The organism is Hydrogenophaga sp. NH-16, assembly GCF_004006415.1.
Lineage (GTDB): Bacteria > Pseudomonadota > Gammaproteobacteria > Burkholderiales > Burkholderiaceae_C > Hydrogenophaga > Hydrogenophaga pseudoflava.
On sequence record NZ_CP029344.1, the window covers coordinates 3,788,442 to 3,803,294 of the forward strand.

General features: G+C 67.9%; 16 protein-coding genes. 4 read left to right on the top strand and 12 right to left on the bottom strand.

The features are described from left to right. Window position 1 precedes the first annotated feature (1 nt). From pcaF to DD542_RS18285, 3 genes are read left to right on the top strand one after another with little or no spacing between them, the layout of a single operon-like run. Window positions 2-1,216: a 3-oxoadipyl-CoA thiolase gene (pcaF, locus tag DD542_RS18275; protein WP_127806626.1), complete on the top strand. Its 1,215-nt coding sequence runs from the start codon at window positions 2-4 to the stop codon at window positions 1,214-1,216. Then, on the top strand, window positions 1,213-2,019 hold the full coding sequence (locus tag DD542_RS18280; protein WP_127806627.1) for a crotonase/enoyl-CoA hydratase family protein: 807 nt from the start codon (window positions 1,213-1,215) through the stop codon (window positions 2,017-2,019). Before pcaF ends, DD542_RS18280 begins: the two co-directional genes overlap by 4 nt. After that, window positions 2,016-2,801: an enoyl-CoA hydratase-related protein gene (locus DD542_RS18285; RefSeq protein ID WP_127806628.1), complete on the top strand. Its 786-nt coding sequence runs from the start codon at window positions 2,016-2,018 to the stop codon at window positions 2,799-2,801. The genes DD542_RS18280 and DD542_RS18285 overlap by 4 nt, the downstream gene beginning before the upstream one ends. A 21-nt stretch (window positions 2,802-2,822) precedes the next feature. Here DD542_RS18285 and DD542_RS18290 read toward each other — a convergent pair whose 3' ends face one another. Genes DD542_RS18290 through DD542_RS18325 form a run of 8 tightly spaced genes read right to left on the bottom strand, consistent with a single transcriptional unit; the run spans window position 2,823 to window position 9,476 of the window. Further along, window positions 2,823-3,821, bottom strand: coding sequence for an aldo/keto reductase (locus DD542_RS18290; protein WP_127806629.1), 999 nt, complete (start codon window positions 3,819-3,821; stop codon window positions 2,823-2,825). Between the two features lie 26 nt (window positions 3,822-3,847). Beyond that, on the bottom strand, window positions 3,848-4,435 hold the full coding sequence (locus DD542_RS18295; protein ID WP_127806630.1) for a hypothetical protein: 588 nt from the start codon (window positions 4,433-4,435) through the stop codon (window positions 3,848-3,850). A 34-nt stretch (window positions 4,436-4,469) separates the two neighbouring features. Further along, entirely contained in the window at window positions 4,470-5,420 is a 951-nt protein-coding gene (locus DD542_RS18300) for a Gfo/Idh/MocA family oxidoreductase (RefSeq protein WP_127806631.1), read from the bottom strand. Window positions 5,421-5,435: 15 nt separating this feature from the next. Further along, window positions 5,436-6,314, bottom strand: coding sequence for a class III extradiol dioxygenase subunit beta (locus DD542_RS18305; RefSeq protein ID WP_066150372.1), 879 nt, complete (start codon window positions 6,312-6,314; stop codon window positions 5,436-5,438). Between the two features lie 2 nt (window positions 6,315-6,316). Beyond that, on the bottom strand, window positions 6,317-6,760 hold the full coding sequence (gene ligA / locus DD542_RS18310) for a protocatechuate 4,5-dioxygenase subunit alpha (RefSeq protein ID WP_066150370.1): 444 nt from the start codon (window positions 6,758-6,760) through the stop codon (window positions 6,317-6,319). A gap of 12 nt (window positions 6,761-6,772) precedes the next feature. Further along, on the bottom strand, window positions 6,773-7,708 hold the full coding sequence (locus DD542_RS18315) for an amidohydrolase family protein (RefSeq protein ID WP_127806632.1): 936 nt from the start codon (window positions 7,706-7,708) through the stop codon (window positions 6,773-6,775). 9 nt (window positions 7,709-7,717) lie between these two features. Continuing rightward, complete coding sequence (ligK, locus tag DD542_RS18320; protein ID WP_127806633.1) at window positions 7,718-8,401, bottom strand: 4-carboxy-4-hydroxy-2-oxoadipate aldolase/oxaloacetate decarboxylase; 684 nt, start codon at window positions 8,399-8,401, stop codon at window positions 7,718-7,720. 28 nt (window positions 8,402-8,429) lie between these two features. Continuing rightward, window positions 8,430-9,476 (bottom strand): amidohydrolase family protein, encoded by a 1,047-nt coding sequence (locus tag DD542_RS18325; RefSeq protein WP_066150362.1) that lies wholly within the window; start codon window positions 9,474-9,476, stop codon window positions 8,430-8,432. A gap of 123 nt (window positions 9,477-9,599) precedes the next feature. Here DD542_RS18325 and DD542_RS18330 point away from each other — a divergent pair, with 123 nt between their 5' ends. After that, a complete protein-coding gene (locus tag DD542_RS18330; RefSeq protein ID WP_066150360.1) occupies window positions 9,600-10,502 on the top strand; it encodes a LysR substrate-binding domain-containing protein in 903 nt (300 codons plus the stop codon). 12 nt (window positions 10,503-10,514) lie between these two features. Here DD542_RS18330 and DD542_RS18335 read toward each other — a convergent pair whose 3' ends face one another. The 4 genes from DD542_RS18335 to DD542_RS18350 form a co-directional block, all read right to left on the bottom strand. Next, window positions 10,515-11,471 (bottom strand): AEC family transporter, encoded by a 957-nt coding sequence (locus DD542_RS18335; protein ID WP_127806634.1) that lies wholly within the window; start codon window positions 11,469-11,471, stop codon window positions 10,515-10,517. An 18-nt stretch (window positions 11,472-11,489) separates the two neighbouring features. Further along, a complete protein-coding gene (locus DD542_RS18340) occupies window positions 11,490-12,401 on the bottom strand; it encodes a DUF1932 domain-containing protein (protein WP_127806635.1) in 912 nt (303 codons plus the stop codon). 7 nt (window positions 12,402-12,408) lie between these two features. Further along, window positions 12,409-13,398 carry a tripartite tricarboxylate transporter substrate binding protein gene (locus tag DD542_RS18345; RefSeq protein WP_127806636.1) on the bottom strand — a complete coding sequence of 330 codons (990 nt, stop codon included), beginning with the start codon at window positions 13,396-13,398 and terminating at the stop codon, window positions 12,409-12,411. A gap of 120 nt (window positions 13,399-13,518) precedes the next feature. Further along, window positions 13,519-14,835 carry a TRAP transporter large permease gene (locus DD542_RS18350; RefSeq protein ID WP_066150348.1) on the bottom strand — a complete coding sequence of 439 codons (1,317 nt, stop codon included), beginning with the start codon at window positions 14,833-14,835 and terminating at the stop codon, window positions 13,519-13,521. Between the last annotated feature and the right edge of the window lie 18 nt (window positions 14,836-14,853).

Consider the following 14,853-nt stretch of genomic DNA (forward strand, 5'->3'; position numbering starts at 1 on the left):
CATGAACGCCTTTCTCTGTGACGGCGTACGCACGCCGATCGGGCGCTACGGTGGTGCGCTGTCGTCGGTGCGCACCGACGACCTGGGCGCGATCCCGATCCGCGCGCTGATGGCGCGGCACCCTTCACTGGACCCGGCACTGATCGACGAGCTGGTCTACGGCTGCGTCAATCAGGCCGGTGAGGACAACCGCAACGTGGCGCGCATGAGCGCCCTGCTCGCGGGCCTGCCGGTGGAGGTGCCGGCGGTGACGGTGAACCGGCTCTGCGGCTCGGGCCTCGAAGCCGTGGCGCAGGCCGCGCGCGCGCTGCACGCAGGCCAGGCGCAACTGGCCATCGCAGGTGGCGTGGAGAGCATGAGCCGCGCCCCGCTGGTCATGCCCAAGCCCACGGCCGCGTTCTCGCGCCATGCCGAGATCCACGACTCCACCATCGGCTGGCGCTTCGTGAACCCGCGCATGGAACAGCTGCACGGCACCGACGCCATGGGCGAGACGGCCGAGAACGTTGCGCGTGAACACGGCATTTCGCGGGCCGACCAGGACAGATTTGCGCTGCGCAGCCAGCAGCGCGCCGCGGCGGCCATGCGCTCGGGTGTGCTCGCTGAAGAAATCACCCCCGTCGACGTGCCCGGCCGCAAAGGCGCCATCACACAGGTCACCGAGGACGAGCACCCTCGCGCCGACACCACGGCCGAGACCTTGGCCGCGCTCAGGCCCGCGTTCCGCAAGGACGGCAGCGTGACCGCCGGCAATTCGTCGGGCGTCAACGACGGCGCGGCGGCGCTGCTGCTGGCCAGTGAAGCCGCGGTGTCGCGCCACGGCCTGCGCCCGCTGGCGCGCATCGTCGGCTATGCCAGCGCCGGCATCGCGCCGCGCGTCATGGGCTTCGGCCCGGTGCCCGCGGTGCACAAACTGCTCGCGCAGACCGGCTTGCGCGTGAGCGACTTCGACGTGATCGAACTCAACGAGGCCTTCGCCGCGCAAGGGCTGGCGGTGACCCGCGCACTCGGTCTGCCCGATGACGCACCACACGTGAACCCCAACGGCGGCGCCATCGCCTTCGGCCATCCGCTGGGCATGAGCGGTGCGCGCCTGGTGCTGACCGCTGCGCGGCAACTGCAGCGCACCGGCGGCCGCTACGGCCTGATCACCATGTGCGTCGGCGTCGGCCAGGGCGTGGCCATGGCGATTGAACACCTGGGAGACAACGCATGAACGAACCCCTGCTCATCACCCGCCGCGGCCACATCGCGCTCATCACGCTCAACCGCCCCGACACACGCAACGCGCTCAGCGGCGAAGCGATGTTCGCCGCCTTCGAGTCGCTGGTGGACGACCTCAACGCAGACCTGTCGGTGCGCGCCGCCGTGCTCACCGGCGCCGGCACCGCCTTCTGCTCGGGCGGCAACGTGGCCGAGATGCGCGACCGCACCGGCATGTTCGCCGGCTCGCCCGAGGAAATCACCGAGCGCTACCGCCAGGGCATCCAGCGCATCCCGCGCGCGCTGGCGCGGCTGCAGGTGCCGCTGATCGCGGCGGTCAACGGCCCGGCGATCGGCGCCGGCAACGACCTGGCCTGCATGTGCGACCTGCGCATCGCATCCACCACGGCACGTTTCGCCGAGAGCTTCGTGAAGGTCGGCATCATCCCCGGCGACGGTGGCTGCTGGTTGCTGCCGCGCGTGGTCGGTCACGCCAAGGCGGCCGAGTTGGCACTCACAGGTGACACCATCGACGCCGACGAAGCACAACGCATCGGCCTGGTCTCGCGTGTGGTCGCACCCGACGAGCTCTTGCCCGAAGCGCTGAAACTTGCGGGCCGCATCGCCGCCAACCCGCCCCAGGTGCTGCGCTGGACCAAACAGCTGCTGCAGCAGGCGCGCACCGGCACGCTGGACGAGGCGCTGGACGCCGCCGGCCGGCTGCAGGGCCTGGCGCACCACACGGCCGACCACGCCGAGGCGGTGGCGGCCTTCTTCGAGAAGCGTGCGCCAGTGTTCAGCGGGGGTGCGGCATGAGCGCCGTCACCGACAGCCCGCTGATCGAAGAGCGCCCGCAGGACGGCGTGGTGCTGCTGCGCATCCACCGGCCCGAGGTGCTCAACGCGCTCAACCTGGCGCTGCGGCGCGCATTGGCCGAGGCCTTCCAGCGCCTGGACGCCGACCCGGCCGTGCGCGTGGTCGTTCTGGCCGGTGGCGCCAAGGCCTTCTGCGCGGGCGCCGATCTTGGCGAGTATGTGGACGCCACGCCCATCGACCTGCTGCAGCGCCGCCACGACCTGCTCTGGGGTGCGATCGCGACCTGCAGGAAGCCGGTGATCGCGGCCGTGCGCGGCCACGCGCTGGGCGGCGGTTGCGAACTCGCGCTGCACGCCGACCTGATCCTGGCCGGGCGCAGCGCACGCTTCGGTCAGCCCGAGGTGAAGGTAGGCATCATGCCCGGCGGCGGTGCGACGCAGCGCCTGACGCGGGCGCTGGGCAAACACGGCGCGATGAAGCTGCTGCTGCTCGGCGAGCCGATCGACGCCGACACCGCTGCGCGCATCGGCCTGGTGGCCGAGGTGCTGGACGACGAGGCGGTGGAAGCCCGCGCGCTGGCGATGGCGCAGCAGCTGTGCGCGCTACCGGCCGTGGCGCTGCGGCTGATCAAGGAGTCGGTGCTGATGGCGATGGAAACACCGCTGTCGGCCGGGCTGGAGTACGAGCGTAACGCCTTCCAGACCGCGTTCGCCAGCCCCGACAAGCACGAGGGCATGCGCGCCCGGCTGGACAAGCGGCCTGCACGCTTCAACCGGGACTGAAGCGGCACCGACACACCGGGTTCAGAACACCTCGGTGTCCACCTCGCTGTTGGCCTGCGCGTTGTAGCGGTCGCCATGCACCGTGTGCTGGTTGATCAGCGCGTTCAGGCGCGCGATCACCTCGGCGGACAGTTTCACTTCAGCCGCGCCAATGTCGTCCATCAGGTGCTCGACGCTGGTCGTGCCGGGGATGGGCAGGATGTCCTGGCCCTGGTGCAGCAGCCAGGCGATCGCCAGCTGCGAAGGCGTGCAGCCGACTTCGGCCGCGATGGCGTTGTAGGCCGGCAGCAGGGTCTGGTTCTTCGCGTAGTTCTCGGGCGAGAAGCGCGGCATGCTGCGGCGGATGTCCTTGGCATCGAATGCGCTCACGTCCATCGGGCCACACAGGAAGCCGCGCGCCACCGGGCTGAAGGCGACGAAGCTCACGCCCAGTTCGCGGCAGGCCTGCAGCACCGCGATCTCGGGGTTGCGCGACCACAGCGAGTACTCGGTCTGCAGCGCCGCGATGGGGTGCACCGCATGCGCCTTGCGCAAGGTGGTGGCAGAGACTTCGGAGAGGCCGATGCTGCGGATCTTGCCCGCGTGCACCAGGTCGGCCAGCGCGCCCACGCTGTCTTCGATGGGCACCTTCTTGTCCCAGCGGTGCAGGTAGTAGAGGTCGATCACGTCCGTCTGCAAGCGGCGCAGCGCTTCTTCGCAGGTGGCCTTGATGGTCTCGGGCCGGCCGTCGATCACGCGCACCTTCACGCCCTGTTCGTTGGGCACACCGGTCATGCCGCACTTGCTGGCGAGCGTGAACTTCGAGCGGTGCTGCGACAGGAACCTGCCCACCAGCGTCTCGCTGGCGCCGAAACCGTAGAGCGCCGCGGTGTCGAAGTGCGTCACGCCGGCGTCCAGCGCGGCCAGCAGCACGCGCTCGGCCTGCTGTTCGGAGACGGGGGCGCCATAGGCGTGGCAGATGTTCATGCAGCCCAGGCCGATGGCGCTGACACTGAAGGAACCGAGTTGTCGCTGTTGCATGGGAGGGCTTTCGGATTGGGAAGAAATCAGAGCACCTGCAGGTCGCGCACGAAGATGACTTCGCAGGCGCCGGCGCCGGTGTCGTTGCGGGTGAGCGAACTGCGCCAGCGCCAGCCATCGCTGCCGCGCGCCTCGACCAGCCAGCCGTCGATGCGCACGGTCTGACCGGGCCGCACGTCCTTGAGGCGGCGCTCGATGGTGGCGTCGGCGGGAATCATGTGCATGTTGGCACTGGACTGCTCGATCTCCTGCCGCGGGATCGGGAACTGCTCGACGCGCCAGTAGTAGAAGCGGCCGGACTGGCTGATCTTCACCTGGTCGAGCACCGCGCTGTCCGACATCAACCCCCAGCCCAGCACGAGGTCGACCGGCGAGAGCGCGGACTCGCGGTCGCTGCGGTAGGTTTCGCTGGCGAGCACGCGGGCCTCGATCGAGAAGTCCTGCAACGGCTGCAGGGTGTGGCCCTTGAAGACAAAGGCGTCCGACGTGGTGTCGCCCTGCTGCGGTTCCGCGGCCGCGAGCACGCCCGGGCCGGTGCTCACCGGCCGGGTCTGCAGGTGCTGCCAGAGACCGAAGCCGATCAGGGCGGCGAAGACGAGCGTTTTCCAGTTCATCCGCAAAGGATATCGCCGCCCCCGCCCTCGAGGATCAGGCGCCCAGCTGTTGTTCCAGCTGGTGCAGCACCTGGTAGCAGTTGAACACCTTGGCGACGCTGGAGTTGGGCTCGCGGTCTTCCTTGATCGCCGCGAAGAACTCGCGGTCCTGCAGCTCGATGCCGTTCATGGACACGGCCACCTGGGACACGTCGATCTTTTCTTCCTTGCCGGTGAACAGGTCGTCGTAGCGCGCGATGTAGGTCGCCGTGTCGCCGATGTAGCGGAAGAAGGTGCCCAGCGGGCCGTCGTTGTTGAACGAGAGGCTCAGCGTGCAGATCGCACCGTTGGCAGCCTTGAGCTGGATGCTCATGTCCATGGCGATGCCCAGCACCGGGTGGATCGGGCCCTGGATGGCGTTGGCCTGCACGATGGGGCTGTTGCACTGGTAGGCGAACAGGTCCACGGTGTGGGCGGCGTGGTGCCACAGCAGGTGGTCGGTCCAGCTGCGCGGCTGGCCGGCGGCGTTCATGTTGGTGCGGCGGAAGAAGTAGGTCTGCACATCCATCTGCTGGATGTTGAATTCGCCGGCCTGGATCTTGTTGTGCACGTACTGGTGGCTGGGGTTGAAGCGGCGGGTGTGGCCGCACATGGCCACCAGCCCGGTCTGCTTCTGCAGCGCCACCACCTCTTCGGCGCCCTTGAGGCTGTCGGCCAGCGGAATTTCCACCTGCACGTGCTTGCCGGCCTTCAGGCAGGCCAGGGTCTGCTCGGCGTGCATCTGCGTGGGCGTGCAGAGGATGACGGCGTCGACTTCCTTGAGTGCCAGGCTGTCTTCGAGCCTGGTGGTGATGTGCTTGATGCCGTACTGGTCGGCGACTGCCTTGGTCTTCTCCAGGTCGCGGCTGATCAGCGACACGACTTCGACACCGTCGATGTTCTTGATGCCGTCCAGGTGCTTGATGCCGAATGCGCCGGCGCCGGCGAGTGCGACTTTGATGGTCATGGTGTGTTCCTCGGGTTATGCATTCTCAAGAATCGCGTGACCGACGGCCGTGTTGGACGCGGGCACATGGTAGAAGCGGTGCTTCACAGTGGGCGCCGGGCCGACGACCTTGCCGTCGACCACATCGGACATGGCGCCGCGGGCGATCAGCCACATCACCAGCTCGATGCCTTCGCTGCCGGCCTCGCGCACGTAGTCGATGTGCGGCACGTTGGCGCAGGCCACCGGGTCGTTGATCATCAGGTCGAGCCAGTTGTTGTCCCACTCGCGGTTGATCAGGCCGGCGCGCGCGCCTTGCAGCTGGTGGCTCATGCCGCCCGTGCCCCAGATGTGCACGTTCAGGTTGTCGTCGTAGCTCTCCACCGCCTTGCGGATGGCCTGGCCCAGCATGAAGCAGCGCTTGCCCGAGGGCACCGGGTACTGCACCACGTTGACCGCGAACGGGATCACCGGGCAGGGCCAGGCGTCCTTCTTCGGGTCGAGCTCGCCGCACATCAGCGACAGCGGCACGGTCAGGCCGTGGTCCACGTCCATCTTGTTGACGATGGTGAGGTCGAAGTCCTGCTGGATCACGCTCTGCGCGATGTGCGAGGCCAGGTCCGGGTGGCCGATGACCTTGGGCACGGGGCGCGGGCCCCAGCCTTCGTCGGCCGGCTGGAACTCGGCCGCGGTGCCGATGGCGAAGGTGGGGATCATCTCCAGGCTGAAGGCCGTGGCGTGGTCGTTGTAGACCAGAAAGATGACGTCGGGCTTGTTGTCCTTCATCCACTGCTTGGAGTACTCGTACCCCTTGAACAGCGGCTTCCAGTAGTCCTCCTGGGTCTTGCCCAGGTCCATGGCCGCGCCGATGGCGGGCACGTGCGACGTGAAAACAGATGCGGTGATCTTGGCCATGCTCAGGCTCCTTTGTTCTTGCCGGCCGCACCCTGGGGTTGCCGGTGGGGTTGCGCGTCGCCGTCCTCGCCGAGGTAGCGGTTGCCCTCTGCCGAGCGGCCGCCGGCCAGCATCATGGCGCGGTATTCCTCTTCGGTCATGCCGGTCATGGAGCCCGCCATCTGCTGGAAGCTCTTGCCGTCGGTGGCGCCGATCTTGGCCAGAAAGTAGATGTTGCCGCCCGTGCGCATGCACCAGTTGAGGTCGCGCGCCAGCACGGCCTGCTTCTGCTCTTCGGTCATCGGCCACTGGTCGAGGTAGGCGCGCTCGTCGGCCTTGAACTTCTCGCGGTTCTCGGCCTTCATCAGGCTCATGCAGAACTGGTTGAGCCAGTAGCCTTTGCGCGATTGTTCGGCGTCGAAGATGATCGTGCCGGGCACGTCCTTGTAGGGTTTGTCGAGTGCCATGGATGTCTCCTCTTACTTGACTTCTTCGGGCCAGTACAGGCGCATCGGGTTGTCCACCAGCAGCTTGCGCTGCAGTTCGGCGGTCGGCGCGATGTGCGGGATGAAGTCCACCAGCAGGCCGTCGTCGGGCATGTGGTCCTTCAGGTTCGGGTGCGGCCAGTCGGTGCCCCAGAGCACGCGATCGGGAAACTGCTCGACGATGCGCCTGGCAAACGGGATGACATCCTGGTAGGCATTCTGCTCGCCGTTCAGCGCCTTGGGGCCGGTGACGGACAGGCGCTCCGGGCAGCTCACCTTGCTCCACACATTGCTGTGCTCGCGCATGAATTTCTCGAACAGCGCGAACTGCGGGCCGTCCACCGGCAGCGACACGTCCGGGCGCCCCATGTGGTCCACCACCACCGTGGTGGGCAGCGCGGTGAAGAAGTCCCACAGCTCGGGCAGGTCCACCGCCTCGAAATAGATGACCACATGCCAGCCGAGCCTGGCGATGCGGCCGGCGATCTCCATCAGCTCGTCCTTGGGCGTGAAGTCCACCAGGCGCTTGACGAAGTTGAAACGCACACCGCGCACGCCGGCGGCGTGCAGCTGCTGCAGCTCTTCGTCCGTCACCGAACGCTTGACCGTGGCCACACCGCGCGCCTTGCCGCCGCTGGACAGGCAGGCGTCCACCATGGCGCGGTTGTCGGCGCCGTGGCAGGTGGCCTGCACCACCACGTTGCGGGCAAAGCCCAGGTGGTCGCGCAGCGTGTACAGCTCGTGCTTGCTGGCGTCGCAGGGGGTGTACTTGCGCTCGGGGGCGTAGGGGAACTCGGCGCCGGGGCCGAAGACGTGGCAGTGCGCGTCAACGGCGCCAGCGGGCAGCTGGAAGGTCGGCTTGGACGGACCGGTGTACCAGTCGAGCCAGCCGGCGGTTTTCGTGAAGTCACCGGAAGTCGGTTTGCTCATGCTGTGTCCTCAGTCGATGTATTTGAGGCCCTTGGCGGCCAGCGGTTCGCGCATCTTGTACATGTCCAGGCCCAGCACGCCGCTGGCCAGCTTGGCGCGCTTCTCGCCCTCGAAGCTCTCGCGCTTCTGCGCGGCGGCCAGGGTTTCCACCGCGCGGGCGGCGGGCACGCAGACCACACCGTCGTCGTCGGCCACGATCACGTCGCCCGGGGTCACCAGCATGCCGGCGCACACCACGGGGATGTTGACCGAGCCCAGGGTTTCCTTGATGCAGCCCTTGCTGGAGATGCACTTGCTCCAGACCGGGAAGTTCATCTCGTTGAGCGTCTTCACGTCGCGCACACCGGCGTCGATGATGAGGGCGCGGGCGCCGCGGGCCTGGAAGCTGGTGGCCAGCAGGTCGCCGAAGTAGCCGTCGGTGCACTCGGCGGTGATGGCCGCGACCACGATGTCGCCCGGCTGGATCTGCTCGGCCGCCACGTGCAGCATCCAGTTGTCGCCGGGGTGCAGCAGCACCGTCACGGCCGTGCCGCTGACCTGCACGCCGGTCTGGATCGGCCGCATGTAGGGCTTGAGCAGGCCGACGCGGCCCATGGCTTCGTGCACCGTGGCCGAGCCCAGCGCGGCCAGGCCGTCGGCGGCCGCGCGGTCGGCGCGGGTGATGTTGCGGTAGACAACGCCCAGTTCGTACATGTTCTTTCTCCTCGGGTTCTTTGATGGGTTACTTGCCTTGGGCCTTCAGGCGGGCGTCCAGGCGCGGGAACACGCGGCGCGCGTTGCCTTCGTAGACCTGGTAGCGCTGCTCATCGCTCAGGTTGCCGGTGGCCTGCACGTAGCGCTTGGTGTCGTCGTAGTAGTTGCCGGTCTCGGGGTCGATGCCACGCACCGCGCCAATCATTTCGGAGGCGAACAGGATGTTGCCCACAGGGATCACCTTGGTCAGCAGGTCGATGCCGGGCTGGTGGTAGACGCAGGTGTCGAAGAACACGTTGTTGAGCAGGTGGTCCTTGAGCAGGGGCTTCTTCATCTCCTGCGCCAGGCCACGGAAGCGGCCCCAGTGGTAGGGCACCGCGCCGCCCCCGTGCGGAACGATGAATTTCAGCGTCGGGAAGTCCTTGAACAGGTCGCCCTGGATCAGCTGCATGAAGGCCGTGGTGTCGGCGTTCAGGTAGTGCGCGCCGGTGGTGTGGAAGCAGGCGTTGCAGGAGGTCGAGACGTGGATCATCGCGGGGATGTCGTACTCGACCATCTTTTCGTAGATGGGGTACCAGGACTTGTCGGTCAGCGGCGGGCTGGTCCAGTGGCCACCCGACGGATCGGGGTTGAGGTTCAGGCCCACGTTGCCGTACTGCTCCACGCACTTGACCAGCTCGGGGATGCAGGTGGCGGGGTCCACACCGGGCGACTGCGGCAGCATGGCGGCCGGCACGAAGTGGTCGGGGAACAGCTGGCTCACGCGGTAGCAGAGCTCGTTGCAGATCGCGGCCCAGGTGGACGACACGTTGAAGTCGCCGATGTGGTGGGCCATGAAGCTGGCGCGAGGGCTGAAGATGGTGATGTCCGAACCGCGCTCTTTCATCAGCTTGAGCTGGTTGGTCTCGATCGACTCGCGCAGCTCGTCGTCGCTGATCTTGAGGTCACTGACCTTCGGCATCGCGGCCGGGTCCTTGATGCCGGCGATCTGCTGGTTGCGCCAGTTCTCCAGCGCCTTGGGGGCCGTGGTGTAGTGGCCGTGGCAATCGATGATGAGGGGCTTCTGCAGGCTCATGCGCGGGTCTCCTTGTGGTTCAGCCGACATTCTGGGCGGACGGCCCATGGTCAACCAGCACCGCGCCCCGCTACCAGATAGAGCGAAAATGCATATCTTGAGCAGCGTTATTCCGGATCAGAGATGGACCTCAAACAACTCGAATATTTCGTGCGCGTCGCCGAGCTGGGCAGCTTCACCAAGGCCGCACTGGCGCTGGACGTGGCCCAGCCCGCCCTCTCTCGCCAGGTGCGCCTGCTGGAGGTCGAACTCCGTCAGAACCTGCTGATCCGCAACGGCCGCGGAGCCACGCCCACCGACGCCGGCAAGCTGCTGCTGGAGCACGGCCGCGGGATCCTGCACCAGGTCGAGCGCGCGCGCGAGGAACTGGGCCGGGTGCGCGGTGCGCTGGCCGGGCGCGTGGCCATCGGCCTGCCGCCCAGCCTGGCGCGCGTGATGACGGTGCCTCTGACGCGCGCCTTCCGGGCCCAGCTGCCCGAGGCCAGCCTCTCGATCAGCGAGGGTCTGTCGGCCACCATGCAGGAATGGCTGCACACCGGCCGGCTGGACATCGCCGTGCTCTACAACGCCGCGCCGGCGCCCGACATCGAGATCACGCCGCTGATGGAGGAAGAGCTGCTGCTGGTGCAGCCGCGCCCGCCTGGCCTGGCGGAAGAACCGCCACCACCACCCGTGCCGCTGGCCGAAGTGGCCGCGCTGCCGCTGGTGATCCCGAGCCGGCCCAACGCGCTGCGCATGCATGTGGAGGCCGAGATGGCCGCCATCGGCCTGCGGCCCACTGTGGCGCTGGAGATCGACGGCGTCTCGGCCATCCTCGACCTGGTGGCCGATGGCGCGGGCGCGGCCCTGCTTTCGCGCCAGGCCGTGATTTCTTCGATCCGGCCTTCGGCCTACCGCATGCGACCGACCGAACCGCGGCTGCGCACCCGCGTGAGCCTGGCCACCAGTTCGCAGCGCCCGGCCACGCTGACGCAGCGCGCGACGCTGGACCTCATCACCCAGGTGCGCGCCGAGCTGGGACTCTGAACAGGTGGTTGGTCAGCCCAGCCAGCCAGCGCTGTGGCGCAGCAGCCAGAGCAGGCCGCTGAGCGTGAAGAACGAGGCCAGTGTGCCCACCAGCAGCGCCGCCGAGGCCAGGCCCTCGTGGCCGTGGCGCTGGGCCAGGATGGCGTAGATGCCCATCGTCGGCAGGGCGCCGGTCAGCAGCAGCGCCACCTTCAGCTGCGGATCGCCGATCGGCACCAGCCAGGTCATCACCGCCAGCAGGCACAGCGGGTGCAGCACCAGTTTGCCCACGCCAATCTGCGCCACCGCCGTGCGCAGGCCCTGCAGCTTCAGGCCCACCAGGCTGCCACCAATCACGAACAGCGACAGCGCACTGCTGGCCTGCGCGAACAGCGTGACGGTGCGCGAGACCGGCGACGGCATGGGAATGCCGAGCGCCGACACCAGGAAGCCCGCCACGATGGCGATGATCAGCGGGTTGCGCGCCAGCCCCTGCAGCGTCTGCAGCACCAGCTGTCGCCAGTGGCCGGCCTCGTGCCGTTCCATGTCGGCCAGCGCCAGCAGGATGGGGATGATCAGCAGGTTCTCCACCACCATGTTCAGCGCCAGCGCGACACCGGCCACCGGCGCGCCCAGCGTGAGCAGCATCACCGGGTAACCGACATAGCCGCTGTTGGGGCAGGTCATGCCCATGGCCATGATGGCCGAGCGGGCCATGCCTTCATGCGCCACCTTGCGGTACCAGAGCACGGTGCCGGCCAGCATGATCAGGCCGCCCAGCGCATAGGCCGCCAGGTAAGGGCCGTTGAAGATCTCGCCCACGCTGCGCTGCGACAGCGCGTTGAACAGCAGCGCCGGCAGCGCGAGGTTGATGAGGAACTTGCCGAACACGCGCATGTCGCCGCGGTCGAACAGGCCACCGCGTGTGGTCAGATAGCCCAGGGCGATGCAGAGGAAAATCGGGCCGGTGATGGCCAGGATGTCGAGCATGGGAGGCAGTCCTGGCGATCAGGACAGCGGATCGTTCGCGGCGGGACGGTGGGCGAGCAGTTGGTCCGCGTAGTCCTTCCACGGCGGATTGGGGCCCAGGCCCGCGAAGTGCCCCGCGCGCGCCTGCGCCGCCATCCAGTCGTGCTTGAGCGCAATGGCCGAGGCCATGAAGGGCTCGAAGCCGGCCTCGCGCACGGTGTTCGCCACCTCGCGCATCTCTTCTGCGCGGCGCTTGCCGTGCTGGGCCACGCGGCTGAAGAAGTAGGCGCCCTGCCTGGTCCAGTCGATGCCGGGAAAGGTTTCCTGCAGCGTGGCGATCATCGCGTCCTCGACACCGTAGTGCCGCGCGGTGGCGTAGCTCTCGATCACCAGCGCCTCCAGGCCCTTGATCATCACGCTGCGGCACATCTTGGTGGCCGATGCGATGCCCAGCTGTTCGCTGGCGACCTGGGCGTCCATGCCCAGCGCCGCCAGCACCGGCTGCAGGCGCGCGGCGTGCGCGCCGCCGAGCAGCATGGGCACGCGGATGCCGTAGGGCGGCACCGAGGTCATGACCCCGGCCTCGACATAGTGCGCGCCGGCCGCATCGATCAGCGCCGCGGCCTTCTGCTTGGTGCCGGGCGAGGCCGAGTTGAGGTCCAGGAACACACTGCCCGGCCGGACGTGCGGCGCCACCGCTTCGGCCACGGCGAGCGTGTTGCTCGCCGTCACCGCCGAGATCAGCAGCGTGGCCTGGGCGCACAGCGCAGCGGCGCTGTCGCAGACAACGACGCCGGCCGCCGCCGCATGCGCCAGCGGCTCCTCGCGCAGCGCCGGGTCCGAGAACTTCAGGTCCCAGGCACCGGTCCAGGCGGCCTGGTCCTTGAGGCCGGCCGTGAAGGCACGGCCCACCTCGCCGTAGCCGATCAGGCCGATGCGCACGTCGCTCATGCGGTCCTCACTGCTTGGGGATGTTCGCGCGCTCGATGACCGCGCCCCAGCGCTTGATGTCGGAAGCCAGCAGCGCTGCCGCTTCCTCCGGCGTGCTGGCATCGGCGTCGATGTTCAGGTCGGCCAGCTTCTTTTTCACCTCGGGCTTGGCCAGCGCGGCGACGATGTCCTTGTTCAGCCGGTCGATCACCGGGCGCGGCGTCTTGCCGGGCACCGCCAGCGCGTTCCAGGACGAGGCCTGGAAGTCCTTGACACCCTGCTCCACCGCGGTCGGCACCTCGGGCAGGATGCTCGAACGCTTCTTGCCGGTGACGGCCAGGGCGCGGAAGGCGCCGGCCTTGATCTGGGTCAGCGTGGGTCCGAGGATCTCCACGCCCACGTCCACCTGCTTGCCGCGCAGCGCGCCGACCAGTTCCGGCGTGGCCTTGAACGGCACGACCTGCGCGTCGATGCCGGCGCTGGACTTGAACAGCTCGGCCGCCAGGTTCTGCGTGCTGCCGATGTTGATGCTGCCGATGTTGAGCTTGTTGGGGTTGGCCTTGGCGAACGCGACCAGTTCGCCCAGGGTCTTGAACGGCGACTCTGCCGGCACCACCACCACCAGGTCGAAGGTGCCCAGGGTCGAGACCGGCGCCAGGTCCTTGAGCGTGTCGTAGGGCAGGCTCTTGAACAGGCTGGCCGTGACGGCGGTGCCGTTGGACATCAGGAACATCGTGTGGCCGTCGGGCTCGGCGCGCGCCACCGTGTCGGCAGCCACCACGCCCCCGGCACCGGGCCGGTTCTCGATCGTCACCGGCTGGCCCAGCGAGGTGCTCAGCTCGGCGCCCACGATGCGGGCCGTGAGGTCGCCCGCACCGCCCGCGGCGAACGGCACCACGATGCGCAGCGGCTTGCTCGGAAAGGTCTGCGCCTGTGCGGCGGAAGCAATGCCCAGCGCAGACAGCGCCAGGGCCGATGCCAGCAGGACGCGGCGCAGCGGTGAAACGGAACGGCTCATGGAGGTCTCCTTGTGGTGGTGTGGTCGGGAACGAGAATCAATGTATCCAGCAGCAAAAAGGCCCGCAATCGCTCGCGGGCCCTTTCGGCTATTGAAGGTTTCGATAGCCGGTGCGACCCATCACAGGCGCAGCACGAACAGCGTGATCGACGGGAACGCCACCAGGATGGCGGTGCGCACGAAGTCGCTGGTGACAAAAGGCAGGATGGCGCGGTAGGTGTGGGTGATCGGCGTGTCCTTGGCCATCGAGTTGATGACAAACAGGTTCATGCCCACCGGTGGCGTGATCAAACCCACCTCCACCACGATCAGCACCAGGATGCCGAACCAGATGGCCAGCTCTTCGGGCGGCAGGCCGAAGTCCAGCGCCATGATGATGGGGAAGAACACCGGGATGGTCAGCAGGATCATGGACAGCGAGTCCATGAAGCAGCCCAGGATCACATACAGCACCAGGATGGCGATCAGCACCAGGATCGGGCTCAGCCCCCAGCCGGCCACCGCACCGGCGGCTTCCTGCGGCAGCTGCGACAGCGCCAGGAAGGTGTTGTAGAGGCCGGCGCCCAGCACGATCATGAAAATCATGCCGGTGGCGACCGCGGTGCCCAGCACCGAGTCCAGCAGGGTCTTGCGGTTGAGACCGCCGCTGGCCCAGGCCGCGATGCCGGTGCAGAAGGCCCCGATGGCCGCGCCCTCGGTGGGCGTGAAGATGCCGGTGTAGATGCCACCGACCACCACCAGGAAGATCGCGATCACGGGCCAGGTGGCCACGGTGGCGGCGATGCGGTCCTTCATGGGCATGGGCGCCATGGTGCCCATCTCCTGCGGCTTGAGGCGCGCGTAGATGGCGATGGTGATCATGTAGCCGATGGCCGCCAGGATGCCGGGCACGAAGGCGGCCAGGAACAGCTTGGCGATGTTCTGCTCGGTCAGGATGGCGTAGATCACCAGCACCACCGACGGCGGGATCAGGATGCCCAGCGTGCCGCCAGCCGCCAGGCAGGCGGTGGAGATGCCACCGGCGTAGCCGGCGCGCTTGAGTTCGGGCAGGGCCACCTGTCCCATGGTGGCCGCGGTGGCCAGCGAGGAACCGCAGATGGCGCCGAAGCCGGCACAGGCACCCACGGCCGCCATCGCCACACCGCCCTTGCGGTGGCCGATCCAGGCCTCGGCCGCCTTGAACAGTGCGCGGGAGAGCCCGCCCAGCGCCGCGAACTGTCCCATCAGCAGGAACAGCGGGATGACCGAGAGGTTGTAGTTGGAGAAGGTGGTGAACGTGACCTGCTTGAGCTGGTTGAGGATCGGGTCGGCGTTGCCGTAGATGACCCAGGAGCCGCCCAGGCCGCACAGCAGCATGGACAGGCCGATCGGCACGCGCACAAAGATCAGCAGCAGCAGGAAGGGGAAGGACCAGAGGGCCAGTTGGATGTTGCTCATGATGCTCGGGCTCTCGGT

Bases quoted from the DNA above. Each gene is read 5' to 3' on its own strand.
- DD542_RS18300 (WP_127806631.1), bottom strand. From the start codon at position 5,420: ATGACCATCAAAGTCGCACTCGCCGGCGCCGGCGCATTCGGCATCAAG.
- DD542_RS18285 (WP_127806628.1), top strand. From the start codon at position 2,016: ATGAGCGCCGTCACCGACAGCCCGCTGATCGAAGAGCGCCCGCAGGAC.
- ligK (WP_127806633.1), bottom strand. From the start codon at position 8,401: ATGTACGAACTGGGCGTTGTCTACCGCAACATCACCCGCGCCGACCGC.
- DD542_RS18335 (WP_127806634.1), bottom strand. From the start codon at position 11,471: ATGCTCGACATCCTGGCCATCACCGGCCCGATTTTCCTCTGCATCGCC.
- DD542_RS18290 (WP_127806629.1), bottom strand. From the start codon at position 3,821: ATGCAACAGCGACAACTCGGTTCCTTCAGTGTCAGCGCCATCGGCCTG.
- pcaF (WP_127806626.1), top strand. From the start codon at position 2: ATGAACGCCTTTCTCTGTGACGGCGTACGCACGCCGATCGGGCGCTAC.
- DD542_RS18345 (WP_127806636.1), bottom strand. From the start codon at position 13,398: ATGAGCCGTTCCGTTTCACCGCTGCGCCGCGTCCTGCTGGCATCGGCC.
- DD542_RS18280 (WP_127806627.1), top strand. From the start codon at position 1,213: ATGAACGAACCCCTGCTCATCACCCGCCGCGGCCACATCGCGCTCATC.
- DD542_RS18305 (WP_066150372.1), bottom strand. From the start codon at position 6,314: ATGGCCAAGATCACCGCATCTGTTTTCACGTCGCACGTGCCCGCCATC.
- DD542_RS18330 (WP_066150360.1), top strand. From the start codon at position 9,600: ATGGACCTCAAACAACTCGAATATTTCGTGCGCGTCGCCGAGCTGGGC.
- ligA (WP_066150370.1), bottom strand. From the start codon at position 6,760: ATGGCACTCGACAAACCCTACAAGGACGTGCCCGGCACGATCATCTTC.
- DD542_RS18315 (WP_127806632.1), bottom strand. From the start codon at position 7,708: ATGAGCAAACCGACTTCCGGTGACTTCACGAAAACCGCCGGCTGGCTC.
- DD542_RS18350 (WP_066150348.1), bottom strand. From the start codon at position 14,835: ATGAGCAACATCCAACTGGCCCTCTGGTCCTTCCCCTTCCTGCTGCTG.
- DD542_RS18295 (WP_127806630.1), bottom strand. From the start codon at position 4,435: ATGAACTGGAAAACGCTCGTCTTCGCCGCCCTGATCGGCTTCGGTCTC.
- DD542_RS18340 (WP_127806635.1), bottom strand. From the start codon at position 12,401: ATGAGCGACGTGCGCATCGGCCTGATCGGCTACGGCGAGGTGGGCCGT.
- DD542_RS18325 (WP_066150362.1), bottom strand. From the start codon at position 9,476: ATGAGCCTGCAGAAGCCCCTCATCATCGATTGCCACGGCCACTACACC.